The 25,982-nt window shown below is 32.4% G+C and carries 28 protein-coding genes and 4 tRNA genes; 13 read left to right on the top strand and 19 right to left on the bottom strand.

The features are described from left to right. Positions 1–14 precede the first annotated feature (14 nt). From OZP10_RS04595 to OZP10_RS04570, 6 genes are all read right to left on the bottom strand, one after another. Positions 15–455: a sterol desaturase family protein gene (locus tag OZP10_RS04595; RefSeq protein WP_111363808.1), complete on the bottom strand. Its 441-nt coding sequence runs from the start codon at positions 453–455 to the stop codon at positions 15–17. A gap of 258 nt (positions 456–713) precedes the next feature. Beyond that, complete coding sequence (locus OZP10_RS04590) at positions 714–1,553, bottom strand: phytoene/squalene synthase family protein (RefSeq protein WP_177212300.1); 840 nt, start codon at positions 1,551–1,553, stop codon at positions 714–716. 3 nt (positions 1,554–1,556) lie between these two features. Beyond that, a complete protein-coding gene (locus OZP10_RS04585; protein WP_281633705.1) occupies positions 1,557–3,023 on the bottom strand; it encodes a phytoene desaturase family protein in 1,467 nt (488 codons plus the stop codon). A 39-nt stretch (positions 3,024–3,062) separates the two neighbouring features. After that, complete coding sequence (locus OZP10_RS04580) at positions 3,063–3,962, bottom strand: MerR family transcriptional regulator (RefSeq protein ID WP_177212302.1); 900 nt, start codon at positions 3,960–3,962, stop codon at positions 3,063–3,065. 210 nt (positions 3,963–4,172) lie between these two features. Beyond that, positions 4,173–4,673 (bottom strand): tetratricopeptide repeat protein, encoded by a 501-nt coding sequence (locus tag OZP10_RS04575; RefSeq protein WP_255462959.1) that lies wholly within the window; start codon positions 4,671–4,673, stop codon positions 4,173–4,175. A 190-nt stretch (positions 4,674–4,863) separates the two neighbouring features. After that, positions 4,864–4,936, bottom strand: a tRNA-Lys gene (locus tag OZP10_RS04570). Positions 4,937–5,320: 384 nt separating this feature from the next. On the opposite strand from OZP10_RS04570, the gene OZP10_RS04565 reads away from it, so the two are divergent. Then, the gene (locus tag OZP10_RS04565; RefSeq protein WP_281633704.1) at positions 5,321–6,052 is read left to right on the top strand and encodes a hypothetical protein; all 732 of its coding nucleotides are present in this window, start codon (positions 5,321–5,323) and stop codon (positions 6,050–6,052) included. 107 nt (positions 6,053–6,159) lie between these two features. Here the strand turns inward: OZP10_RS04565 and OZP10_RS04560 are convergent. The 3 genes from OZP10_RS04560 to OZP10_RS04550 form a co-directional block, all read right to left on the bottom strand. Continuing rightward, a tRNA-Leu gene (locus OZP10_RS04560) sits at positions 6,160–6,242 on the bottom strand. 43 nt (positions 6,243–6,285) lie between these two features. Beyond that, positions 6,286–6,358: transfer RNA gene (locus OZP10_RS04555), tRNA-Lys, on the bottom strand. A gap of 40 nt (positions 6,359–6,398) precedes the next feature. Beyond that, positions 6,399–6,471 (bottom strand) — tRNA-Lys (locus OZP10_RS04550). Between the two features lie 126 nt (positions 6,472–6,597). Here OZP10_RS04550 and OZP10_RS04545 point away from each other — a divergent pair. Beyond that, positions 6,598–7,116, top strand: coding sequence for a shikimate kinase (locus OZP10_RS04545; RefSeq protein WP_281633703.1), 519 nt, complete (start codon positions 6,598–6,600; stop codon positions 7,114–7,116). Here OZP10_RS04545 and OZP10_RS04540 read toward each other — a convergent pair. Continuing rightward, the gene (locus tag OZP10_RS04540) at positions 7,108–7,608 is read right to left on the bottom strand and encodes a phosphoribosyltransferase domain-containing protein (RefSeq protein WP_281633702.1); all 501 of its coding nucleotides are present in this window, start codon (positions 7,606–7,608) and stop codon (positions 7,108–7,110) included. The genes OZP10_RS04545 and OZP10_RS04540 overlap by 9 nt on opposite strands. 171 nt (positions 7,609–7,779) lie before the next feature. Further along, complete coding sequence (locus tag OZP10_RS04535; RefSeq protein ID WP_281633701.1) at positions 7,780–8,175, bottom strand: RNA-binding S4 domain-containing protein; 396 nt, start codon at positions 8,173–8,175, stop codon at positions 7,780–7,782. Between the two features lie 79 nt (positions 8,176–8,254). Here OZP10_RS04535 and bamM point away from each other — a divergent pair, with 79 nt between their 5' ends. After that, the gene (bamM, locus tag OZP10_RS04530) at positions 8,255–9,424 is read left to right on the top strand and encodes a BamM family beta-barrel-assembly machinery protein (RefSeq protein ID WP_281633700.1); all 1,170 of its coding nucleotides are present in this window, start codon (positions 8,255–8,257) and stop codon (positions 9,422–9,424) included. A gap of 175 nt (positions 9,425–9,599) precedes the next feature. Here the strand turns inward: bamM and OZP10_RS04525 are convergent, their stop codons facing one another. The 5 genes from OZP10_RS04525 to OZP10_RS04505 form a co-directional block, all read right to left on the bottom strand. Next, positions 9,600–10,553: a transketolase family protein gene (locus OZP10_RS04525; RefSeq protein WP_281633699.1), complete on the bottom strand. Its 954-nt coding sequence runs from the start codon at positions 10,551–10,553 to the stop codon at positions 9,600–9,602. A 4-nt stretch (positions 10,554–10,557) separates the two neighbouring features. Continuing rightward, entirely contained in the window at positions 10,558–11,232 is a 675-nt protein-coding gene (locus OZP10_RS04520; RefSeq protein WP_281633698.1) for a hypothetical protein, read from the bottom strand. A gap of 12 nt (positions 11,233–11,244) precedes the next feature. Next, positions 11,245–12,093 carry a transketolase gene (locus OZP10_RS04515; protein WP_281633697.1) on the bottom strand — a complete coding sequence of 283 codons (849 nt, stop codon included), beginning with the start codon at positions 12,091–12,093 and terminating at the stop codon, positions 11,245–11,247. A 247-nt stretch (positions 12,094–12,340) separates the two neighbouring features. After that, positions 12,341–12,640 (bottom strand): hypothetical protein, encoded by a 300-nt coding sequence (locus tag OZP10_RS04510; protein ID WP_177212310.1) that lies wholly within the window; start codon positions 12,638–12,640, stop codon positions 12,341–12,343. A 143-nt stretch (positions 12,641–12,783) separates the two neighbouring features. Further along, complete coding sequence (locus tag OZP10_RS04505) at positions 12,784–13,644, bottom strand: polysaccharide deacetylase family protein (RefSeq protein ID WP_281633696.1); 861 nt, start codon at positions 13,642–13,644, stop codon at positions 12,784–12,786. Between the two features lie 219 nt (positions 13,645–13,863). Between OZP10_RS04505 and tgt the strand changes: the two genes are divergently transcribed. The 10 genes from tgt to OZP10_RS04455 all read left to right on the top strand — a co-directional run bounded on the left by tgt (position 13,864) and on the right by OZP10_RS04455 (position 24,128). Beyond that, positions 13,864–14,994: a tRNA guanosine(34) transglycosylase Tgt gene (gene tgt, locus OZP10_RS04500; RefSeq protein ID WP_026727521.1), complete on the top strand. Its 1,131-nt coding sequence runs from the start codon at positions 13,864–13,866 to the stop codon at positions 14,992–14,994. 89 nt (positions 14,995–15,083) lie between these two features. Continuing rightward, positions 15,084–16,172, top strand: coding sequence for an LptF/LptG family permease (locus OZP10_RS04495; protein ID WP_281633695.1), 1,089 nt, complete (start codon positions 15,084–15,086; stop codon positions 16,170–16,172). Next, positions 16,159–17,049 (top strand): DMT family transporter, encoded by an 891-nt coding sequence (locus tag OZP10_RS04490; RefSeq protein WP_177212313.1) that lies wholly within the window; start codon positions 16,159–16,161, stop codon positions 17,047–17,049. The genes OZP10_RS04495 and OZP10_RS04490 overlap by 14 nt, the downstream gene beginning before the upstream one ends. Positions 17,050–17,161: 112 nt before the next feature. Next, entirely contained in the window at positions 17,162–18,115 is a 954-nt protein-coding gene (locus tag OZP10_RS04485; protein ID WP_281633694.1) for an acetyl-CoA carboxylase carboxyltransferase subunit alpha, read from the top strand. A gap of 140 nt (positions 18,116–18,255) precedes the next feature. Further along, entirely contained in the window at positions 18,256–19,797 is a 1,542-nt protein-coding gene (gene dnaB / locus OZP10_RS04480) for a replicative DNA helicase (protein ID WP_281633693.1), read from the top strand. Between the two features lie 138 nt (positions 19,798–19,935). Next, complete coding sequence (locus OZP10_RS04475) at positions 19,936–20,286, top strand: hypothetical protein (protein WP_281633692.1); 351 nt, start codon at positions 19,936–19,938, stop codon at positions 20,284–20,286. 16 nt (positions 20,287–20,302) lie between these two features. Continuing rightward, on the top strand, positions 20,303–20,938 hold the full coding sequence (locus OZP10_RS04470; protein ID WP_281633691.1) for a hypothetical protein: 636 nt from the start codon (positions 20,303–20,305) through the stop codon (positions 20,936–20,938). A 10-nt stretch (positions 20,939–20,948) separates the two neighbouring features. Next, a complete protein-coding gene (locus OZP10_RS04465) occupies positions 20,949–21,740 on the top strand; it encodes a sensor histidine kinase (RefSeq protein WP_281633690.1) in 792 nt (263 codons plus the stop codon). A 115-nt stretch (positions 21,741–21,855) separates the two neighbouring features. Next, positions 21,856–22,521 (top strand): response regulator transcription factor, encoded by a 666-nt coding sequence (locus tag OZP10_RS04460; protein ID WP_281633689.1) that lies wholly within the window; start codon positions 21,856–21,858, stop codon positions 22,519–22,521. A gap of 347 nt (positions 22,522–22,868) precedes the next feature. Next, a complete protein-coding gene (locus OZP10_RS04455) occupies positions 22,869–24,128 on the top strand; it encodes an asparagine synthetase B (protein ID WP_281633688.1) in 1,260 nt (419 codons plus the stop codon). A gap of 1 nt (position 24,129) precedes the next feature. Here the strand turns inward: OZP10_RS04455 and OZP10_RS04450 are convergent, their stop codons facing one another. From OZP10_RS04450 to OZP10_RS04440, 3 genes are all read right to left on the bottom strand, one after another. Next, positions 24,130–24,933: an endonuclease/exonuclease/phosphatase family protein gene (locus OZP10_RS04450; protein ID WP_281633687.1), complete on the bottom strand. Its 804-nt coding sequence runs from the start codon at positions 24,931–24,933 to the stop codon at positions 24,130–24,132. A gap of 64 nt (positions 24,934–24,997) precedes the next feature. After that, positions 24,998–25,165, bottom strand: coding sequence for a hypothetical protein (locus OZP10_RS04445; RefSeq protein WP_160782925.1), 168 nt, complete (start codon positions 25,163–25,165; stop codon positions 24,998–25,000). 144 nt (positions 25,166–25,309) lie between these two features. Continuing rightward, positions 25,310–25,978, bottom strand: coding sequence for a response regulator (locus tag OZP10_RS04440; protein WP_281633686.1), 669 nt, complete (start codon positions 25,976–25,978; stop codon positions 25,310–25,312). Positions 25,979–25,982: the final 4 nt, after the last annotated feature.

Below are 25,982 nucleotides of genomic sequence, written 5' to 3'. Positions count from 1 at the left end.
ATGCTCAAATAATGCTACATTTTATAATATTTAAATGGTACGAACAACATTCCGAAACATTCTCCTTTTTCTTTTTGTAAATGTTTGTGGTGTATTTTATGAGCTTTTCTAAGTCCGATGAGGTATTTGTTTTTGGTGTTTTTAAACCATTTAAATCGCTGATGAATTAAAACATCGTGAATTAAAAAATAACAAGCGCCATAAAGTGTAATGCCACATGCAATAAAAAACAAGTAATTGAATCCGCCCTCGACACCAAAGTAGAATAAAATAATACTCGGAGTGGCAAAAATGACGAAGAAAATATCGTTGCGTTCAAAAGTGTTTTCATATTTCGGCTGATGATGATCAGCATGAAAATACCACATAAAACCATGCATAACATATTTATGTGTTAGCCAGGTCACACATTCCATAAATAGAAAAACGCCTAAAAAGATTAAAAAAGAAATCATTTTGTAATGTTGATGTTTTAAAATTATCGTTTTATTGTTTTTGAGTTTAGCTTTAGATTATAAAAGATTGACTCAAAAAGATTCACTATTTGGTTTTAAGTCTGCGATTCTCTCAATCTTGTCATTTCGACGAAGGAGAAATCTTCGAAAGTAGCTCCTCAACAGTATGCCAATCTTTGTAGAGTTTCTCGTGAAGATTTCTCCTTCGTCGAAATGACAAACTGTTGGCTTTATTGAGAACTCCATAATTGAATAAGATTATACAAGCTTCAATTTATAAGTCACAAAAGACTGCGCCAGAAGCCCAGCTTTTGTATAATTAGAAACTCGAATCCTAGCATTTCCAATTTCGTAATATGGTGTGTTTTTTAGCTTTTTGAGTAATTTTTTATAATAAACATAAGCGGTATAAACTCCAAATTTGGCTTCGATAGGCAACTTTACAATTCCTTGGTAGGCAATTCTAAAATCTTCTTCAATTTCTTTTATAATCTGATTTTTTGAATCTTCATTGAAGTTATTCAGATTAATGCCAGGAAAATAAGAACGGTTTAAAATGGTATTATCGTCTTTCAAATCCCTAAGAAAATTTACTTTCTGAAAAGCCGATCCTAAACGCATGGCTTCGTATTTCAGCTGTTCGTATTTGTGCTCTTTTCCAGTTACAAAAACTTTTAGGCACATGAGACCTACAACATCGGCAGAACCATAAATGTAATCGATGTACTCGGTTTGTGTTTGGTAATTCGATTTTATGAGATCCATTTTCATGCTTTTTAAAAATGCCTGAACCAAATCGTCTGTAATATTATATTCTTTTACCGTTTGCTGGAAAGAATTCAAAATAGGATTTAAGCTAATGCCTAATTCCATAGCTTTATAATATTCTTTTTCAAAATCTTCAATCAGGTATTCTTTTTCGTAGCCGTGAAATGAATCTACAATTTCATCGGCAAAACGTACAAATCCGTAAATGCTGTAAATAGCATCACGAATACTTGGCGAAAGCATTTTTACAGCAAGAGAAAATGAAGTGCTGTAATTTTTGGTAACCAATTTGCTGCATTTGAAAGAAACGGCGTCGAATAGTGATTTCATTTTTTAAGATCTAAAAGATTTTTGAATTAATTCAGCTGCTAGTTTTCCTGAAATTAAAGCAGGCGGAACACCTGGACCAGGAACGGTTAATTGTCCTGTAAAATATAGATTCCTGACTTTTTTGCTTTTTAATTTTGGTCTCAAAAAAGCCGTTTGCAATAAAGTATTGGCCATTCCGTAAGCATTTCCTTTGTAGGCATTATAATCGGCAACAAAGTCGTTTTTACAGAATGATCTCTTAAAGATAATGTTATTTTTAATTTTTTGCTGGGTAAGTTCTTCAAAACGAGAAATGATTTTTTCAAAATATTCTTCTCTCAGTTCTTCAGTATCTTCGATTCCAGGTGCAAGCGGAATCAAGAAAAATCCAGATTCCATTCCGTCTGGTGCCGCAGCTTTATCTGTTTTAGATGGAAAGTTAGCATAGAACAATGGAGCTTCTGGCCACTTCGGTTGATCATAAATAGCTGCTGCGTGCTGATTGAAATCGACATCAAAAAACAAAGCATGATGCGAAATGTTTTCTATTTTTTTATCAAAACCAATAAAAAATAGGAGAGAAGAAGGTGCAAAAACTCTGTTTTCCCAATATTTTTCAGAATACATTCTGTGTTCGCTGTCAAGTAAAGTTTCAGAATGCTGATAATCTGCTCCGCTTAAAACAATATCTGCTTTTATAGTTTCGCCATTAATTACGATTCCAGTTGCAGTTTTATTCTCAACAATAATTTTTTCTATTGGTGAATTGGTTTTAATTGTAACGCCAAGTTCTAAAGCCAGTTTTTCGATTCCTCGAATAACATCAAACATTCCTGTTTTTGGATGCCAGGTTCCGAGGCCAAAATCGGCATAATTCATAAAATTATAAAATGAAGGTGTTTTGTCAGGTTTAGCTCCAAGAAATAAAACTGGAAACTCCAAGATCTGAATCAGTCTTTCATTTTTAAAATTTTTGCGAATATCAGCACTTACATTCTTGAAAAATTGATCAAGCTTTAATGCGGTTTCTTTAGTAATTAATTCGAGAGGAGAAATTCCAGGACGATAAACTAAATTTTTAATCGCAATATCATAATTGCTTTTGGCTTGATCAATAAAGTTTTGCAGTTTTTGACCGCTTCCTTTTTCTATGGTTTCAAATGTGCGTTTTATTTCTTGAAGATTGTCGTAGATACTGATGAAATCATTGATCCCAAAATAAACCCTATAAGCAGGATTTAATTTTATCAGTTCATAATAATCAGAAGGTTTTTTATCGAAATCCTGAAAAAAGCGTTCAAACACATCTGGCATCCAATACCAGCTTGGTCCCATATCAAAAGTAAAACCATCTTCTTTAAATTGTCTTGCGCGCCCGCCAATTGTATTGTTTTTTTCGTAAACAGTAACCGTGTTTCCTTGTTGAGCAAGGTAACATGCGGCTGCTAAAGAAGAGAAGCCTGAGCCTATTATTTGGATAGTTTTTCTCATTTGTTTAACAAATATAAGAAAAACTTAAACAAAAATAAATTAAAGCATGTTAATAGTTTCTTCCATGGAATCGAAAATGCGGATTCTGTCGCTAAGGACTTTTTGGTCAATGTGTTCGACCATTTTACCCATAAGCCAGATCTCGTTGTTTTCCTGCAATAATTTCTGGCCCATCGATTTAACATATTGATTGATTACGCTTCTGTCTGGCTGAACAGTCATAAAAGAAATAAACGTAATATTCTCAAAGTGTTTGGTTAAATCCTGAAGGTTTTCAATCGGCATGCTTTCTCCAAGATAAATGGTTTTGTAACCTTTATCAAGAATTTCATACTGCAAGTACAATAATCCGATCTGGTGAATTTCGTTTAACGGAAGTGATAAAACAAAAATGCGATCGGTTTTGATTGGTTTTCTGATCTGAAGACTCTCTGTGTAAATTAAGATTTTCTGCTTAATTAAATGACTCATAAAATGTTCATTTGCAGGAGTGATGGTTTCAGATTGCCACAATAATCCAAGCTCTTTTAAAAGCGGTAAAAAATGTTCTTTAAAAACTTCTTTAAATGTTTTTTCTGTAATAAGCCAATCGAATGTGTTAAAGAATAACTCTTGATCAAAATTCATCATCGCCATTTTAAAAGAGGTGATAGCGTAGTTTTGAGAGTTTTTCTTCGAGATTATTTCGCGTACCAGTTGTGGTATCTTTTCTTCAGGATATGTTGCAATTTTAGAAATTTTATATCCGTATTCGTGCAGTAACGTAATATTTAAAAGTTTCTGCAGATTATGAAGGTTGTAAAATCTAATATTAGTGTCGGTTCGCATTGGTTCAAGGATGTTGTATCTCTTTTCCCAGATGCGTATGGTATGCGCTTTTATTCCAGATAAGTTCTCAAGATCTTTAATACTGAAAACAGTTTTAATATTGTTTATCATTTTTCGCGATTAAGTCAACAAATGTAAAATAAAATCTTAGATTCGACCTTAAAACTACATTAAAAAGATAGAGGATTAGAGGTTTACGTATTTAAAATATATTTTTTACCTAAAATCAGGTATAAAATTTTTAAGAAATATATTACTTTGATAAAAAAGAACGGTCTGCATATTTTTGATATGCAGACCGTTTTTAATCTTTAGACGCTATTATTTACAAAAAGTAGCTTTGTTTTTTATAGCACTCTGACTTCCAAGCTCAATTGCTTTGCTGAAATCTTTGCAAGAGTTTTTCTTATCGCCAATTTTGTTGTAAGCCAAACCTCTTAGGTTGTAAGCAACGTAATCTTTCGGATTTAAACCTAAAGAAGCTGTACAGTCGTCAATAGTTCCTTGATAGTCTTGTAATTTGTAATTCACATTGGCTCTTCCTGTAAAGGCGTCGGCATTCATGTTGTCTAGTTCGATTGTTTTGCTAAAATCGGCTTGAGCTCCTTTTAAATCATTTAGCTTGAATTTTGCCACGCCACGATTCTGATAAGCTTCGACAAATTTAGAATTCATGCTAATGGCTTTCGTGTAATCGGCAATTGCGCCTTTGGTGTTGCCAGCTTCAGCTTTTTTTATGGCTTTGTCAAAATAGCCAGTTGCAGATTGTGCCCAGATAGAGCAAGACATCATGATAAGTGATGCTAATAGTAGGTTTTTCATAAAACTAATTTGGGATTAGTGATTTAATTATTTCCCAACGAATTTAAGAAAGTTTTTATTTTGTAAGAGATTTTCTTTTTGAATAATATTTAGTAAATAAGGAGACAGTAAGAGGAAGTAGAAAAGTTTTTAGAATTCAATATATTCTAAAAACAAAAAAGGCCAAGTAAAATAATTACTTGACCTTTTGTGACCCGACTGGGGCTCGAACCCAGGACCCCATCATTAAAAGTGATGTGCTCTACCGACTGAGCTATCGAGTCTTCATTTCTTCAATGAGGGTGCAAATATAAGGACTTTATTTAGCTTAACAACCCTTTTTTTACATGAATTTTTAAATAAATTTTTATTATAGGTGTAAGTGTTTGTTTTGTAGTTGAATATATTTTGATGTAATGGCGTTGATGGTAGAGAAATGTACGGTTTTTAGGTAAAATTTAATTATTTTAAAGGCAAAGATGGGAAAGAATCGACTTAATGGCTGTTGAAAAAAAAATAAGAATAGCTTAGAAATAGTTTTATATTAGCTATTTAATTGCCTTTAATTTTTCAAAATAGAGAAGGTGTTCGGGTTGTATTATGTATAGTAAGTTTGTTATATGCTAAAAATGGGAATGTGTAGGTTTTTTAAAAATCTAATAGTTATAATGATTTTGGCTAGTTGTCAAAATTCAAAAAAAGAAATCTATTCTTCAATTGAAAAATTTGATGGTTCTTTAGATTCGCTAATTGTTGGTAAAGTTTATGATAAACCGAAAATATTGGTTTTTCAAGCGGATACTTTGTATGGTGATCCAAAAGTTATTAAAGAAACTTGTTATCAGCTTATCGAAAATGATTCTATTAAGATAGATGCCAATTGTCACTTGTATCAATTTAGAAATAATGAATTGATAATAAATTCAACAGAAACAGCGCTTGGAGAAAAATTTGTGCAAAAGTTTATTTATTTCAAGGATAAAATTGATAATAAGTTAGTTGATGACTTGAGAAAAATCAAATCTGATACTGTTTATTTTGGATGTCTTAGAAAATATGATGAAGCAGGGAATTTATTGAAAAAAGTGAATAATAGTAATTGGATAGAAATTCAAAAAAATGGAGTGCCAGTTGCTGGTGAAAACCGTGTTTTGGAAGTTTATAAACATAATCGAGACAATACTATAACTACATGGAGAAAAGAATATTATAAAAGAAAATATAATGTTGATAGCTTAAAGAGTGTTGGCGTGGAAGAATTTAATGTAAGTAAGTTTAATGCTTGGGATTTGGATAAAAAAAAATACTCGTATAAAATGGATAAATATGGCAACTGGGTAGTTAAAAAAAGCAATAGAAAAGAAAATCCAGATGTCTATTATAGAGAAATAGTGTATTGATTTTTATTTGTTTCCATTTTATATTTAGGAACGCAACAAAAAGGGAAACTAATAAAAAAAAACGTCTTTTAAAAAAGACGTTTTAAGTTTAAAGCAATATAAAAATGTGACCATGGAGGGATTTGAACCCTCACGCCCTTGCGAGCACCACCCCCTCAAGATGGCGAGTCTACCGTTTCTCCACATGGCCTAAAAAGAAAAAAGGTCGAGTAAAATAAATTACCCGACCTTTGTGACCCGACTGGGGCTCGAACCCAGGACCCCATCATTAAAAGTGATGTGCTCTACCGACTGAGCTATCGAGTCATTGCTTTCAAGAAATTTAATTTGTTAATCACAAAATTTGTGACCCGACTGGGGCTCGAACCCAGGACCCCATCATTAAAAGTGATGTGCTCTACCGACTGAGCTATCGAGTCATTTAATTTCTTGAATGCGGGTGCAAATATAAGGAGTTTTTTTTGAAGTTTCCAAGCTATTTTATCATAAATTTGTCTTTTTTTTGGAAAAATCTCCAATTGCTTAGTTTATAAGGTTTTATTAATATGAAAAAAATTGTACTGTTAGGTTACATGGGTTGCGGAAAGTCAACAATTGCCCAAAATTTGTCAAAAATTACAAATATTCCGTTCTTAGATTTGGATAAATGTATCGAAGAAAGAGCAAATTTATCCATAAATGAGATTTTTGAAAAGCACGGGGAAGTGTATTTTCGAAAATTAGAGCACGAAATGTTTGTAGAATTACTGCAATCTTCTGAAAATAATATTATCGGATTAGGTGGAGGAGCTCCATGTTATGCCAATAATCATGAATTATTAAAAGGGGATGATGTTGTATCTATATATTTAAAAGCATCTATTGATACTTTATATAGTAGATTGGTGCATAATAAAAGCAAACGTCCTTTGATTGCTAATATGAATGAGGAGGAAATGAAAGAGTTTATCGCGAAACATTTATTCGACAGAAGTTATTATTACAATCAGGCAAAACATAAAGTTTCGGTAGATGATAAATCTGTCGAAGAAACGGTTCAGGATATTTTAGAAATCTTAGCTTAAAAAAGCATAATCGCCATTTTCTGAATTAAAAACTACTTGAACATGCTCTAATAAAGAAGTTGAAAGCGAAATTCCTTTAAAATCTGCCTTTACAGGATATTTTTTATGATTTCGGTCAACAAGTACTGCTGTTTTGAATTTTTTAAGCGGAACGTCTAAAAAATGACGAACAGCATATATTAATGTAGTGCCCGAGTTTAAGACATCATCAACCAGAACTAGTCCTTTGTTTTTGTATTCTTCAGGAGTTAATGAAGTTTGTATCGCTTCTTGCGGATTTTGTTTGTTTATTTTGACTTCGCAGATAGAAACTTTTAAAGTAGAGATACTGCTGAGCGCCGAAGCAACTTTTTCGGCAAAAACAAATCCGTTAGAAGCAATTCCGGCAATAACAACTTCCTCTTCGTCTACAAAAGTCTCGTAAATTTGGTAAGCGATACGTTTTATTTTATGTTCGATTTCCTGATGGGTTAGAATAATATTGTTACTCATGGTGTATTTTTTTTGCTAAGATAATTAATTTAAAATCCAATCCCGAAACCTCAAAATAAATTCCAGATTCCAATTATTGCGGGAAGTTTGTTTTTATTTTGACTGTTTTGAAATTTGATTACTTTTTTTGGGAATTTGGAATTTAAAAAAATGAAATTTTAAAAAAGGAATTTATTCAGTTTCCTCTTCTTCGTCATCGTAAATTTCGTCTCCGTAATCATCAATGTCTCTTCGGTCTTTTTTAGTTGGACGTCCGGTACCACTTCTTCTATAATGTTCTTTAGATAGTTTTAATAGCTCTAAATGTGCATAAGCTTCTGGCGGCGTTTCATTTTTTCGGTAAATATCAACCAATTTTGCTCCAACACGGCTTTGCGGAATATCTAAAACCGTTATAATTTGTGTAATTTGATCTTTTCTAAAAGTAATTCGGTCCGTAGGAAAAACTTCTTTTGATGGTTTTGCAACCTGCCCATTTACAGTGATCTGATTCTTTTTGCAGGCTTCAGTAACCATGTTTCTGGTCTTGTAATAACGAACGCACCACAAGTATTTATCTATTCTCATAATTTTTCTAAAATCCAAGTTAAATTCTTTACAAAAATAAATCAATATTGTATCTTGCGCACCTAAAAAAATGATAATAATGAATAAATTTAAATATTATTTTGTTTTGTTACTCGCTGGTATTGCCATCGTTTCTTGTAATAAAAGCGATGATGATAAATCGGTAGTGGTTCCTGTGAGAGATTATGCAGAGCAGTATAAAGCAGATAATGATTCTATTGAAAAATATTTAAAGACAAATTATATTACAGTAACAGATAATTATGATGTTACAATAGCAAAGATTCCAGCAGGAGGAACGCAAACTTCTATTTGGGAGCAGCAGGAGTATCCTTTAAAATATAGAGAGGTTGCTAGCCGTGGAGTTAATTACAAAGTTTATTATCTAAGTTTTAGAGAAGGTGTTGGTGAGAGACCATGCAATTTTGATGAGATTACTGTTTCGTACACAGGAACGCTTTTAGACGGTACTCAATTTGATAGTTCTTACGGATTAGAACGTGATTTCAATTTAGATATTTATCTTACAAATCCTATTATAGATGGCTGGCCTGAGATTATGCCACAATTTAGAGTTGGGACTCGTAACCCAGCTGGCGCTGATGGAAGTTTTACATATGATGGATATGGTGCTGGAGTAATGTTTTTGCCATCAGGCTTAGGGTATTATGGGAATCCCCCGGCAGGTATTCCTGTTTATTCTCCTTTAGTATTTAGTTTTAAATTACTTGCTTTAAAACGATCTGATATTGAGTATAGTTCGTCTGCGCAAGCGAAAATAGGTGATGGTGTGCCAACTTATTTGGAAGATCTTAATGGTGATGGTTATCTTTATGATCCGAGAGATACTGCAAGATATCCTACTTTGACAGATGATAAAATAGAAGATACTGATAAAGACGGAATTCCGGACTTTTTGGATTTTGATGATGACGGAGATGGTTATACAACTCGATTTGAAATTACAAAGCCTACTGATCAGATAGGTTGGGGAACATTGGATGGGTCACCTTTTTATTTTGGAATAAGAAACTATTATCCTTGGGATCCAATGAACGATGATTCTGCTACGCCAAATGTTGATGAAACTGAACCGAGAGGAATTCCTAGTAGACCAAGCGGAGGTTTAACTGATCCTACAAAACCTGAATCAATAACAAATCCTGCTAAATTTGTTCCAGAAGATTATACGAAACCTGGAAGATTAAGAATTCATTTGGATAAAACATATCCTTATCAAAAGAATTAAATAAAATAATATTGAAAAATGAAAGCCTCAAAATGTGATTTTTGAGGCTTTTTTTATGAGTAAATCTAGAAGCTAGAAGATTTTGATCTGTCAGTTTGTTTGGAAAAAGACAGGGCAATAAAAAACCTCGAAACTTAAGTTTCGAGGTTTTTTATAAAGTAAGAAAGTTTAAGAATTACTTTCTTTTGATTACTCTTTCTACAGCTTCAACAATCGCTTGGTTGTTTAATTTGTATTTTTCCATTAATTGCTCTGGAGTTCCAGATTCTCCAAAACTATCTTTTACTGCTACAAATTCTTGTGGAGTTGGATTGTTTAATGCTAATACTCCAGAAACACTTTCTCCAAGACCCCCTAGGTAGTTGTGCTCTTCTGCAGTAACTACACATCTTGTTTTGGCAACTGATTTAAGAATTGCTTCTTCGTCAAGAGGTTTGATAGTATGGATGTTGATTACTTCAGCAGAAATTCCTTTTTCTTCTAATTTTTCAGCAGCAATAAGAGCTTCCCAAACTAAGTGTCCTGTTGCAATAATAGTAACATCTGTTCCTTCGTTTAATAAAATTGCTTTTCCAATTACGAATGGCTCATCTGCAGGAGTAAAGTTAGCAACTACTGGACGTCCGAAACGTAAGTAAGCAGGACCGTGGTGGTTAGCTAATGCAATAGTTGCAGCCTTAGTCTGGTTGTAATCGCATGTGTTGATTACTGTCATTCCTGGCAACATTTTCATTAAACCAATATCTTCTAAAATTTGGTGAGTTGCTCCGTCTTCTCCTAAAGTTAAACCAGCGTGAGAGGCACAGATTTTTACGTTTTTATCTGAATAAGCAACAGATTGACGAATCTGATCGTAAACTCTTCCTGTAGAAAAGTTAGCGAAAGTTCCAGTAAAAGGGATTTTTCCTCCAATTGTTAAACCTGCCGCAATTCCAATCATGTTTGCTTCAGCGATTCCGATTTGGAAAAAACGCTCTGGGTGATTTTTCTTGAAATCATCAAATTTTAATGATCCAATTAAGTCAGCACATAATGCGACAACATTTTCGTTTTTTTGACCTAATTCAGTCATTCCCGCTCCAAAACCAGAACGAGTATCTTTACTTCCTGTATTTTCGTATTTTTTCATAGCTTTAATTTGCTGTAATATTTTTGTTTTTAATGTCTAAGCTAAAATCTATTTCTTCAATTTTTAAAAGTTTTCGAAAATACATTTTCTTGCCTTTTTCAATAAAATAAGAGCTAGTTATAACTTCATTATTTTTTAATCTAAATTTTTGACACCACAAAGGGGTTGCTAGGATTCTGAAATTAAAATGTTGATTTTTTGAAATTTCAGATGGGGCAGTTTCATAAAATGATTCATTAATTAGCTCCCTTTTTCTATTGTTTTTGAATTGTTTGATATTGATGTTTTTTACATTGTCTTTCAAAGAATATAAAACTTCATAGAAATATCCATTTTTTTTCAATTTACAATAATCAGTATTGTAAGTAAAAGAAATGGAGCTGGATAATAAACTTATATCATTTATTTTGTTTTTATGAGACTCATCTTTGTATATAAAATTTTTCCCTCTCGCTAAATCAACCAATACGGCACTTGATATAGTATCTTTAATTTTGGTTATTTTAAGGATATATGTGCTGTCTTTTGAATTAGAATAATTGTATTCGAATTGACTATTATTGCCAATTAAAGAATCCTTGTCGAATTTGTAAAGGGTAAAATAATCAAAATGATATTCTTGAGAAAAAACATTTTGAAACAGAATTAAAAAAAATAAAGATGCAAAATGCTTTTTCATCAATCAATTAATTTAATAGTCTGCTAAAGTTGAAATGTTTTGAGCTAAAGCACTTGCCAATTGGTCATTGTTTGGTGCTTTACCGTGCCAAGCATGAGTGTGCATCATAAAATCTACACCATTACCCATTTCTGTGTGTAATAAAATGCAAACTGGCTTTCCTTTTCCTGTTCTTGATTTAGCATCAGTTAATCCAGCGATAATAGCATCGATATTGTTACCTTCTTTAATTTCTAAAACATCCCAGTCAAAAGCTTCAAATTTAGCGCGGATACTTCCCATTGGCAGAACTTCATCTGTTGTTCCGTCAATTTGTTTTCCATTAAGGTCGATAGTTGCAATAATGTTGTCTACTTTTTTAGCAGAAGCATACATGATAGCTTCCCAGTTTTGACCTTCTTGTAACTCACCGTCTCCGTGTAAACTATATACGATGTGATTGTCTTTGTTTAATTTTTTAGCTTGAGCTGCTCCCAAAGCTACAGATAAACCTTGTCCTAATGAACCAGACGCAATGCGAACTCCAGGTAAACCTTCGTGAGTTGTTGGGTGTCCCTGTAAACGAGAATCTAATAATCTGAATGTAGCTAATTCTGAAACTGGAAAGTAACCACTGCGTGCTAGAACGCTATAAAAGACAGGAGAAATGTGTCCGTTTGAAAGGAAAAATAAATCTTCTCCAATTCCGTCCATATCAAAACCTTCTTTGCGGTCCATTATGTTTTGATATAATGTTACCAAAAATTCAGTACAACCTAATGAACCACCTGGGTGTCCAGAGTTTACAGCATGTACCATTCTAAGAATATCTCTTCTTACTTGGATCGTTAAATCGCTTAATTGTTGTGTGTTAGGCTTCATTTTATATGTAAAAGTTAAACTGGAGCAAAAGTAATCGTTATTTTGCGGGGAGACAAATGATTTTTTGCTTTAGTTTTATAGCAATTGTTAAATTTTACTATTTTTTTTACATTATAAAGAAAAATATAACGTGTGTTTTGCTTTTTAATCTTGTATAAATGTGGTTTTTACAATTTATGTTAAAGCACAAAAAAAGCCTTGTGAAATACAAGACTTTAGATATGTGTTATATGATAAATAGTGGTTTTTATTCAGTATCGCCTTCGCTGTAATAATTATTTTCTTCATCTTCCGAGCCTATTTCTTCTTGTTGGTCGTCTAGTTCAGCGCCAGGAATATCTAAATCATTTCCAAGTTTGTCACTATTTTGTTTCCATTCATTGTCATTTTGAGTAATCGTTTGGTCAGTTGAAATGCTTTCTGGATCTACATCTTCTGATTTGTCTTCACGATTGTAAATGTCCTCATTTGCTGGATAATTTAGGTTTTCCAGATTTCTTTCGATTTCATTTTCTTTTGCTGTGTTTTTATCTTCTGAATTTATCATAATGCCAATATTTAATATTATTAAACAGATACTTTAATCTATTATAAAGTTATGAAATCTATGGTTTCAATAGTTATATTTTTAAAATCAGTATGTTATAATATTTGCATAAAATAAATTATCTCATTTTCTAATTTGAAAAATTATCTAATAGCAGCAATCTCTCGCCAAGTGACTAATTGAATATTATTCTCTTTTAGTTTTGCTTTGCATTGATCACTTGTGAAAAAATCGAAATCTATTTGGCGCCATTCTGAACCAAAATTTGGATGATTTATGGTAATACCTTGCATTTCAAAATCATCAAATGCAGGATGGAGCAGGAAAACATTTAATCCAGAAATGGTACTGTCTAAAGCTTTTTCATAAGATTTTTGAAGTTCTCCTTTTTCAAAGTCATTATAATATCCAATTAAAAGTTTATCGGCCAAAAGTGTATCATCAAAATTATATTTTTCATCAGATAAAGAAACAGATTCTACAAAGTCTTTATTAATGAAAACAGGTAAATTGTATGTTTTTCCTAGCCCTTTATAGATTTCTAAAATTTCAGGAGTAACGCCAACACTGCACATATGTGAGTCGAGATGTGTAGGCTGAATGCCAAATTGCAGAGCTTTTTCGATTTGAGCGGTAAGTTCCTTTTTAATTTCAGATGGTTTTGCGTTGACTTTGAAGTCTTGTCTGGTTTTATAAAAATAACCATTTTGGTCTACTAGACTTGAAACTTCGGAAATGGGAAGAATTGGACCAAATTTATAATTTTCCCATTCGCAAGTCAGAGTCAAATGAATTCCGCAGTCATAATTCGGATTGTTTTTAGCAAAAGTTGCCATTTCAAAAAACCACGGACAAGGAACCATTATGCTGTACGAATTGACAGATCCGTTTTGAAGTGTTTTTATAGTTGCCTGATTTTCGGAATGTGATAATCCCGCATCGTCAGCGTGAATGATTAACAATTTGCTATTTTCAGGATATCCGAGTTTTCGAGCTAAGTTCATTTGTTTTTTTATTGTGAATATGCTGTGTGAGGGCTTTAACTTCATGCAATCTGACAGCACTATATTTCATTTTTAATAGATTTTATTCAAATTTAAAAATTTTTGAAGTTTAGGTTTTATGTTGATTTTGAATTAACTCAATTTTATAATTCACAAATTTTCTAATTAATTAAATTTCCCTGAAATTAGCTTATCTTTGCCGACTGAAAAAAGAAACAAATGAAGTTCGATTTATTACAAAAAGATCCGCAGTCTAAAGCAAGAGCGGGAAGTATAACTACTGATCACGGCGTAATTGAAACGCCTATTTTTATGCCAGTTGGAACGGTTGCATCTGTAAAAGGTGTGCATCAGCGTGAGCTTAAAGAAGAAATAAATCCGGATATTATTCTTGGAAATACATATCATTTATATTTACGTCCACAGACCGAAATTTTAGAAAAAGCGGGAGGATTACATAAATTCATGAACTGGGATCGTAATATTTTGACTGATTCTGGAGGATATCAAGTATATTCTCTTTCTTCAAATAGAAAAATTAAAGAAGAAGGAGTGAAGTTTAAATCGCATATTGACGGTTCTTACCACTTTTTCACGCCAGAAAATGTAATGGAAATTCAGCGTACAATTGGAGCTGATATTATCATGGCTTTTGATGAGTGTACGCCTTATCCTTGTGATTACCGTTACGCGCAACGTTCTATGCATATGACGCATCGCTGGTTGGACAGATGTATCAATCATTTGGAAAAAGTGCCTTATAAATATGGTTACGAACAGACTTTTTTTCCGATTGTTCAAGGAAGTACTTATAAAGATTTGCGTCGCCAGTCGGCTGAATATATTGCCAATGCAGGGCAGCAAGGAAATGCAATTGGTGGACTTTCTGTAGGTGAACCAGCAGAAGAAATGTACGCTATGACTGAGGTAGTTTGCGAAATTCTTCCAGAAGATAAACCTCGTTATTTAATGGGAGTTGGAACTCCAATTAATATTTTAGAAAATATCGCGTTAGGAATTGATATGTTCGACTGTGTTATGCCAACGCGTAATGCAAGAAACGGTATGTTGTTTACGGCAAACGGAACGATCAATATCAAGAACAAAAAGTGGGAAGCCGATTTTTCTCCAATTGATGAAATGGGACACACTTTTGTTGACACAGAATATTCAAAAGCATATTTACGCCACTTGTTTGCGGCCAACGAATATTTAGGAAAGCAAATTGCTACCATTCATAATCTTGGTTTCTATATGTGGTTGGTTCGTGAAGCTAGAAAACATATCTTAGCAGGCGATTTTAGACCATGGAAAGAAATGATGGTTAAAAATATGAGTCAAAGACTTTAAAAGAGTTTCAAGTTTTTTTAGTTTCAGGTTTCAAGTTGCTCAGCGTAACTTGAAATTTGGAACCTGAAACAAAACAAACAAGTTTCTATATGCTGACAATAATAGATAAATACATTTTAAAAAGATACCTCGGAACTTTTTCTGTGATGCTTCTTTTATTTGCGCCAATCGGAATCGTAATTGACGTTTCTGAAAAGGTAAATAAAATGCTTGAAAACAAGATTCCGTTTGGCGATATTGCTTTCTATTATTACAACTTTACAATCTACTTTATTAATTCGCTGTTTCCGATATTTTTGTTTTTATCGGTAATTTGGTTTACATCAAAATTGGCCAATAATACTGAAATTATTGCCATTTTGAGTTCTGGAATTTCATTTACTCGTTTTCTGCGTCCTTACATTATTGGTGCAACAATTGTTTCGATTTTTGTATTGCTTATGGGATTTTTTATTGTTCCTGCGGCGAGTGAAGGCTATAATAATTTTAGATACACTTATTTAAAAGGAAATGGAAAAGAACTCATGCGAGGCGAAAACACTAATGTTTTTAGGCAAATTAACGATCATGATTTTATTTTTGTAAATAGCTTTAACGAAGAATCAAAAACAGCTTTCAATTTTTCTTTAGAGCATTTTGAAAAAGAAAAATTGACTTATAAAATTACAGCAAGCCGTATTAAATGGGATCCTAAAAAGAAGATTTACATTTTATACGATTATACAAAAAGAACAGTAGGAGAATTAAACGACGTACTTGAAAAAGCTCCTGAAAAAAGTGTTGCCTTCAAATTTGAATTGGCAGATTTGACGCCAGTAGTTTATATTGCCGAAACGCTGACCCTTGGTAAATTAATTGATTTTATAGAAAAAGAAAGAAAAAGAGGTTCAGGAAATATTAATACCTATTTGGTTGTTCTTTATAAAAAATATAGCATACCAGTTTCAGCATTTATTTTAACGATTATTGCGGTTTCAGTTTCTTCTATGAAACGTCGTGGCGGAATGGGTATGAACCTTGCAATCGGAATTGCAATTGCGTTTTCATTTGTATTCTTTGATAAAATCTTTGGTACGCTTGCCGAAAAATCTACATTTTCACCTTTATTAGCTGTTTGGTTTCCGAATATTGTTTTCGGAATTTTAGCAGTTTATCTATTACGTAATGCGAAACGATAATTTAAAAAGTTATTTAAATCTTCACTTAATTGTTTTTATCTGGGGTTTTACAGCCATTTTGGGCGCTTTAATTACAATTGATGCCGACAATTTGGTTTGGTACAGAATGCTTATTGCTATGATTTTTCTTGGCGGATTTATTGCATTTAAAAAACAGTCTTTTCAAGTTCCAATAAAAGAATTTTTCAAATTGATTTTTGTTGGACTACTGATTGCGCTTCATTGGATTTTCTTTTTTAAAGCAATTCACGTTTCCAACGTTTCAATTACGCTTTCTATATTTTCTTTGGGAGCCTTTTTTGCATCATTATTAGAGCCATTATTTTACGGAAGAAAAGTGCTTTGGTACGAAGTTCTTTTTGGACTTGTAATTATAGCTGGTTTAGGATTGATTCTTCAGGTTGAAATAAAATACCTTACTGGAGTTTACTATGCCTTGGCAGCCATTATTTTAGGAGTATTATTTACTTTGATGAATGGGAAATTAATTTCTGATCACGAACCTTCAGTTATAACATTTTATGAATTTGGTGCGGGAGTTTTCTTTATCACGATTTATTTTTTATTTCAAGGAAAATTTACGGCAGATTTCTTCCAAATGTCTTTAAATAACTGGGTTTTATTATTGATTTTAGCTTCAATTTGTACGGCTTATGCGTTTACCGCTTCAGTGAAAGTAATGCAGCGATTGACGCCTTATACCGTAATGTTAACCACTAATTTAGAGCCAGTTTACGGAATAGTTTTGGCTTATTTTATCTTAGGCGGAAAAGAAAAAATGAGTGTCGAATTTTATGTTGGAGCAGTTATTATTATCATAACAGTTATTCTAAATGGTGTTTTCAAACATTATCAGAATAAGAAAGAAAACTTGTAATAGTTTCCTTATTATTAAAATGCATTTTTATACTTTAAATAACAATTAACTTCGCCAATGATATAATATTTTTATATTTGCGGTTCGATTTACAAACAAAATTCAAAAATCCATGGAATATTTAGATTTTGAGCTTCCAATTAAAGAACTTGAAGAACAGTTAGAAAAGTGTGTTATTATTGGAAAAGAATCTGACGTTGACGTAACGCCAACGTGCAAGGAAATCAACAAGAAATTAGTAGAGACTAAAAAAGAAATATATAAAAACCTTACGGCTTGGCAGAGAGTACAATTGTCAAGACACCCAAATAGACCTTATACTTTAGACTACATTAGAGCAATCTGTGGAGATACTTTCTTAGAACTTCATGGAGACAGAGGTTTTAAAGATGATAAAGCAATGGTTGGCGGACTTGGTAAAATAAACGGGCAGTCGTTTATGATTATCGGTCAGCAAAAAGGTTTTAATACAAAAACACGTCAATACCGTAATTTTGGTATGGCAAATCCAGAAGGATACCGTAAAGCTTTGCGTTTGATGAAAATGGCTGAGAAATTCGGAATCCCAGTTTTAACTTTAGTGGACACTCCAGGTGCATATCCAGGACTTGAAGCAGAGGAAAGAGGGCAAGGAGAAGCTATTGCTAGAAATATCTTCGAAATGGTTCGTCTGCAAGTGCCAATCATTACGGTTATTATTGGTGAAGGTGCTTCTGGTGGAGCTTTAGGAATTGGTGTTGGAGATCGAGTTTATATGTTAGAAAATACTTGGTATTCTGTAATTTCTCCAGAATCTTGCTCTTCTATTTTATGGAAAAGCTGGGAGTACAAAGAACGTGCAGCAGAAGCTTTAAAACTGACTTCTTCTGACATGAAAAAACAAAAATTAGTTGATGACGTAATTCCAGAACCACTTGGAGGAGCGCACTACGACCGTGAAACCACTTTCAAAACGGTTGCAGAATACATCACTAAAGGATATAATGAATTGAAAGACTTATCAACAGCTGACTTAATTGCCCAAAGAATGGACAAATACAGTAATATGGGCGAGTATAAAGAGTAAATTCATAAAAAGAGACTTAAAATCCGAAGCCTTACAGTTTCGGATTTTTTTTTGGTTATGAACAAATCAAGATTATTTATAAACAATTATTAGTTATAACTCGATAGCAGAATTTTTTTAAATTTTGCTACTTTCGCTATATGGAAAATTTCAAAAACTTAAACCCTGTTAAGGTCGACAAAACCACGATTATCAACTTAGAAAAAGGAAAGTTGCCGCCGCAAGCTCTTGATTTGGAGGAGGCTGTGCTGGGTGCAATGATGATTGATAAAAAAGGGGTAGATGATGTAATTGATATTTTGCAGGCAGAAGCTTTTTACAAAGACGCACACAAACATATTTTTGAAGCGATTTTACAGCTTTTTACCGAAACGCAGCCAATTGATATCTTAACAGTTTCGACTCAGTTAAAGAAAAACGGTAAGCTAGATTTGGCAGGTGGAGATTTTTATTTAATTCAGCTTACACAGAAAATTGCTTCTTCGGCGCATATCGAATTTCACTCGCGTATTATTCTTCAAAAATTTATTCAAAGAAGTTTGATTAGAATTTCTTCAGAAATTATTGAAGCATCATATGATGAAAGTGCAGACGTTTTTGATTTATTGGATAAAGCGGAATCTAAATTATACGAAGTTACACAAGGAAATATCAAACGTAGTTCTGAAACTGCGCAAAGTTTAGTTTTACAAGCTAAAAAGAAAATTGAAGAGATTTCTAAAAAAGAGGGATTAAGTGGTGTAGAGACTGGTTTTCATAATCTGGATAAATTAACTTCTGGATGGCAGCCGAGTGATTTGATTATTATTGCGGCCAGACCAGCGATGGGAAAGACGGCATTTGTACTTTCTATGGCTAGAAATATTGCTATTCAATATGGGCATGGAGTAGCTTTATTCTCTCTGGAGATGGCATCTGTTCAGTTAATTACCAGACTTATTTCTTCTGAGACAGGATTGTCATCAGAAAAATTGCGTACAGGAAAACTAGAGGCTCATGAATGGACAATGTTGAGTACTAAAGTTAAAGATTTAGAAAAAGCACCTTTATTTATTGATGATACGCCTTCACTTTCGATTTTCGATTTAAGGGCAAAATGCCGTCGTTTAGCGTCGCAACATGGTATTAAAATTATCATTATTGATTATTTGCAGTTAATGACCGCAGGAGGAAATGCTAAAGGAGGAGGAAACCGTGAGCAGGAAATTTCTACTATTTCCCGAAACTTAAAAGCTTTGGCAAAAGAACTTAACGTTCCAGTTATTGCACTTTCTCAGTTGTCGCGTGCTGTAGAAACACGTGGTTCTAGTAAACGTCCTTTGCTATCGGATCTTCGTGAATCTGGAGCGATTGAGCAGGATGCTGATATCGTTTCGTTTTTATATCGACCAGAATATTATAAAATTGAGGAATGGGATGATGAAGAAGCTTCGCCAACTGCTGGTCAGGCTGAAATTATGATTGCAAAACACCGTAATGGTGGTATTGAAAATATTCGTTTGAAGTTCTTAGGACACTTAGGAAAGTTTGATAACCTTGATGAATTTTCGGGTAGCTATGATGATTTGCCATCAAAAATGAATCACGATGATAATCCGTTTATTACTAATAATCTGCCTTCAGCCAACGAAGCCTTCGGAAGTAACTTAAATGACGACGACGACAGTGATGTTCCGTTTTAATAAAAATAAAAAGCCTTAATTTTTAAGGCTTTTTTTATGTTTTTAGGTTAATTTTCTAATAAAAATCAGTAGTTTAGCTAAACCAATTATAAACTATTAATTTTTTTTTAAATTATTAACCAATAACAAATTTAAATTATGAATGAAGAAACTTTTCCAGGACCTATCCAGATTCCTGTAGCAACTGCAAACGAGTGGGAGCAGAGATATCAAGACGATCAATCAGTCGAAGATTCTAAGAAAAAAGTAAAAGCTTTCTTAGTGCCCGTAGAAAGCTTAGAAAAAGTGCTAGCGCTTAAAACAGAAGCTGTTTGGGCTTATTTAGGAATAAATGATCAAAAAGAAAAGACATTACTTTTCGTAGGGGCCAATTATGATCCGGTAACTAAAAAATGGATTAATGTTTACGGTGTAGGAGAAAGTGTAGATGGTGAACTAGGCGGTGGAGATGTAGTGTATGATGGCGCACGCCCAAGCCCACCATATTAATTAAAAATTTTTTAGAATGGATGATTTTTTAATATATTCAAGTTATTTGATTTTATTGATTAATCTTATATTATATACATTTAGCTTTTTCCAAAAGGAAAAAGCTAATGTTTTTTTTGTTTCGTATTTGGCTTTTTCTACAGTGCTTCAGTTTTCAATGGAACTGGTGTATCATTTAGGTATGAACAATTTATTTCTTGTTAATATTTTTTTTATAGGACAAATGATTATACTAGGACTTTTTTACAATTCGCTATTTTATAATAAAGCTCAAAAAATATTCGTTAAGGCCTCATTAATAATTGCTTTATTGATTTTATTAATACAATTTGTGACAGATTCTAGTCAGTTTTTAAAATTTAATTTATTCGGAATCACATTAACTTCCTTGCTGATTGTTGTTTTTGCATTAGTGCATTTTTATAATATGCTGACAGAGAGCAAAAAATACTATTACATAAGTATGGGGATAGTATTTTACCTATTAGCTAGTACAGTATTATTTTTGATTGGTAATCTTTCTACAGGATTAAGTCCTGATTTAAAATATCTTAGCTGGCAATTAAATGCTTTTCTGCTTATTATTTATTATCTGGTTTTCTTGTTTGAATGGATAAAGAGCTTTTATAAAGTAAGTTTTTTAAAAGAATAATCTAAATAATATGAATGCAAGTCATATTTCTGAGAAAGAGCTCGTAGCCATAATATTATATATCTCTTTGTTTTTTATAATTGTTGCAGTAGCACTAATTATATTCTTTTATTTTTCTAGAAAAAAAATCATCCAAAAGGAACTAGAAAAGATAGATTTAATACTTCGATACCAAAAAGAACAATTGCACGCTATTATCGTAACTCAAGAAGAAGAACGCAAAAGAATTGCGCAAGATCTTCATGATGATATTAGTTCAAAATTAAACATTGTTTCTTTAAATAGTCATTTGCTTACGGCTCCAAACCTCACAGAAGCAGAAACTGCAGAAATTACAGAAAATATAATTGCTCTGACAACAAAGGCATTAGATAATTCTAGAAAAATTGCTCATAATTTGCTGCCTCCAGTTTTTGAAAAGTTTGGACTAAGCGCGGGTATTGAAGAGTTATGCGGAGAATTTGAAAGCAGTAAATCTGTCAAAACCTATTATGAAAATAAAATTGATTTTGATGAGAAAGACATTGACAGACATTTACATGTTTTTAGAATTCTACAGGAACTTATGAATAATTCCATCCGTCATGGAAAAGCATCCGAGATATGGATTTCGTTTGCTAATATAGATGGAATAAATACTTGTGACTATAGAGATAATGGTGTCGGGTTTGATAGCTCGAATGATGAAAATCAAAAAGGCTTAGGAATGAAAAATATTGACAGCCGAATATCATTTTTACAAGGAACAATAGAAATTAGCTCTGAAATTAATAACGGTATTGTTGTAAATTTTACTTTCTAGGTAAAATTATGTGTTTTATTAAGGTTTTTAGTCGATAAAATGGAGTATTTAGACTTTATCTAAATCATATTTTGTAATTTCGACAAACCAAATTAAACGACCAAAACCAAATAAGATGAATTCTGCTATTAAAATTGCTCTAGTTGATGATGAAATTTTGTTTCGAAAAGGAATTTCTTTTTTATTGCAGAGAGAAGAAAATATAGATATTCTCTTTGAAGCCGAAAACGGAGATGAACTTATTTCACAATTGAATGAAAGAGAAATAAAACCTGATATAATAGTGATGGACTTAAAGATGCCCGTCTTAAATGGAGTCGAAGCCACTAGAATTATAAGAAAAACGTTTCCCGACATTAAGATTATTGCATTAACCAGTTACGATACCAAATCGTTTATTGCAAATATGATTCAAGTTGGAGCAGTAGCTTACTTAATTAAAAATACTACTCCAAAAGATTTAATTTATACAATCAACGAAGTAGCAAAAAAAGGATTCTACTACAACGAGAATGTTTTAAAGACAATCCAAGAGACAATAGTTTCTCCTAAAAATACAAGAGGCGGTTTAGAAACTAATTTTCTTTCGCCACGAGAAATAGAAATCCTCCAATTGATTTGTCAGCAGAAAACTACTGCAGAAATTGCAGAACATCTTTTTTTAAGCCCAAGAACTATTGAGGGACATAGGAATAATCTATTGCTTAAAACAGAATCACGAAATATTGCTGGTTTGGTTGTTTATGCCATTCAAAACGAATTGGCAGTCTTAACAATTTAAAAAAATTATGCTGTCAAAAACTGTATTGACAATACATAATATAATATAATTGTTATTACAAGAACACATAATCCTATTTTCTGAATTACATTCAGACCCTTTTGTTGGTTATTACTATCATTAAACTTCATAGTGGTTGTTTTTACAGCGATTAGTTTTATGAACCTGGGATAGCAAATGTATAGAGAATATTTTATTAGAGTATAGGTGTTTTTACCTGTTTTTATAGTTGCAGAAAGTCGTTTTTTTTCAAGATTATTTATTTTAACATTCTATTGTGCTAGAAATGACTGTTAGCATTCTGTTTTTGTGACAGCCTTTTATATCTTTACTAAAATAATTTTCTGATGAATAAGGGTTTACTCTACTTTTTTATACTATTAGTTACATTTAGTTCAAGAGCTTCGTTTATCTTACTTCCGATGGACGAAACAACACAGCAAAATCATTTAAAAGCGTACGGAATTACTTATTGGTGCTTAAGTAGGGATTATAAAGCGAGTTGGCTTTTAAATTACCGTGGTGGGTCTTTTTTACTTCCTGATGCTGATGAGATTAGAAAAGAATGCAAAATACGGGGAGTAAGCTTTGAAGTAATCTCAGATAGTGAACAAGCTTCTATTTTAAATGAAATATCGAGTCCTTCTCAAAATATGGAATCGGTGATTTTAGAAAAGGCGCCAAAAATAGCAGTTTATACTCCAAAAGGAAAACAGCCTTGGGATGATGCGGTGACTTTGGTTTTAACTTATGCAGAGATTCCTTTTACCCCAATCTACGATGAAGAAGTTTTAAGTGATCAATTATTAATGTATGATTGGTTGCACCTGCATCATGAAGATTTTACTGGACAATATGGGAAATTTTATGCTGCCTATAAAAATACACCTTGGTATATTGACCAAAAAAAAGATGCTGAAGCCTTAGCGGCAAAATTAGGATATGCAAAAGTGTCTCAGGAAAAAGGAGCAGTTGCAAAAAAAATTAGAGATTTTGTGATTGGAGGAGGCTTTATGTTTGCCATGTGTTCTGCTACAGATAGTTTTGATATTGCTCTTGCGGCCGATGGAGTAGATATTTGTGAAGCTATGTTTGACGGAGACGCAAGCGAAGCTAATTATCAGTCAAAATTAAACTATAACAACTCTTTTGCCTTCAAAAACTTTACTTTGGAGCGAAGACCTGAGGTTTATGAATTTTCGGATATTGATATGACCACTAAAAGGAGAATATTGATGGAGAAAGATTATTTTACTTTAATGGAATTTTCTGCAAAATGGGATCCAATTCCGAGTATGTTGTGCCAAAACCATACACAGTTGGTAAAAGGTTTCATGGGACAGACAACTTCATTTGATACTTCATTAATAAAATCGAATATCTTGATTATGGGAACCTGTGAATTAAATGGTGAATCAAGATATATTCATGGAGAAAAAGGCAAGGGAATGTTTACTTTTTTTGGCGGACATGATCCAGAAGATTTTCAGCACCAGGTTGGAGATCCTCCAACAGTTTTAGATTTACACCCTAATTCGCCAGGATATAGGTTGATTTTAAATAATGTTTTATTTCCTGCTGCTAGAAAAAAGAAGCTTAAAACTTAACTTAGTTTAAAGAAAATTCAAACCAGATCGGAATGTGATCGGATACTTTTCTTGCATTCTGTAGTGAATCAAAATCTTCGTAAAATTTAATAATTCCAGAATTGCTAACTTTTAAGTTAGTGGTTTTGTAGAATATATTATCAAATTCAGATGCGAGACAGATACCATTTTTGCATTTATGTTTAAGAGTTGTCTTCTGATTTTTTAATACAGAAGCGTATCCCATTTTTTTTAACGGATTAAAAACGGTGTGTTTTTCAGGACAGTTAAAATCGCCTAAGAAAACAAGATTTAAATCGGGATATTGATTTGGTAAGAATTTGAAATATTTGATTTCTGTTTCGGGTTGCTTTTTTTGTGTTATTGCATGAAAATTGACAAGGGTGATGGTCTTTTTATTAATTTCAAACGTAGCAAAATATGGTTCCCGATCAATTTCTACACTAAATTTTTTCTCTAGCCAAGGTCTGTTTTTTAATTTGGCTTTGCGAGTTTTCCAAATAAATGCGTAACGTTCTGTTTTATAACTACTGCTAGAGGTTGGATCACTTATTGTGTAATCCCAATTATTTCCTGTTTGATTGAGTAATGATGCAAGTTTTGCAACACTTTGAGCGCCTCCACTTCCGGCTACTACTTCTTGAATTGCAACAATATCATAATTGGATATTGTTTTGGCAATATGATTTAAATGGATGTAAGATTTGGATTTGCCAAAGTTCTCTATATTCCAAGATAAAACCTTGGTTTGCGAAAAAGATAAAAATGTAAAGAGTAATAAGAGGAGGCTGAGATTTCTTTTCATACGAAATGTAATGGAAAATGTAAATCTTCTCTTCCAGCAATAATCAAGCCTTTCTTAAAATGAATTAATGTTTTTTATAACGGTTTTTTAAAGCAGTTCCTATAATTATAATTTGCAATACCAATAATGCTGGAATAAATATTATTTTCCAATCAATTTCTAGCCAGCCTGTTTTTTCAGAAACAAACGCAAAACTAATTGATAAAAATAAGCAAAGTAACATTGTTTTCATAATAATTTTATTTTGTGTAGTATTAATTTTGGAGAATATAATACTCGCTTTACTTTTCAGTTTCATGGTAGGTTAATAGATTGTCACAAATTTAGCGGTATTAAAAATGTAATCCTTACGGAAACCCGTAAAGTACTGTGAAAATTACACCAAGCCGAAATCTTTTGCGATTGCAATCAAATGCACATTGTTATTGGCTTTAAAGTAAATTTTTAGTTTATTTATTCTTTTTTCGATACTGCTTGTTCCGTTGGGAGTTATCGATAAATCTTTAAACTCTTTAGAAATGCTTTCTAAAATGTATCCTTGTGATAAAAGTTTTAAGATTGAAATATCATAAGATTCAATTTCGATTAAGGACTTATCGTTGAAACTAAAAGACAAATCAGAAGAAAGTATTTTTTCTTCATTGTTAAATGTACTTTCAATTGCATTTCTTAGTTCTGAAATACTATTTCGTCCTTTAGAAACATAAGCATTGATGCCTAATTCGTTAAAAAGTGTTTTAATTCTATAACTTTTATCTTCTATAGAAAAAACAATTTTTTTTAGGTTTGGTTGCACTGTATTTATAGCCTCAATAAGTTCGTCTCCACTATTTAAGTTTACTTTTCTGTGATCAGATTTAAATGATAAATCTGTAATCAATAAATCATAAGGTTCTTTATCAGCCAATGCTTTTTTTATTTTAAGCAAGCCTTCGTCGCAATACTTCACATGGTTAATTACTGGAACCTGTAACTCTTCAAGTACTTGAATTACTGCAATGCTGATACTATCTAAATCTTCGGCAACTAAAACTTTTTTAAACATATAT

This window comes from Flavobacterium luteolum (assembly GCF_027111275.1).
Lineage (GTDB): Bacteria > Bacteroidota > Bacteroidia > Flavobacteriales > Flavobacteriaceae > Flavobacterium > Flavobacterium luteolum.
This window is presented reverse-complemented; position numbering and strand designations above follow the sequence as displayed.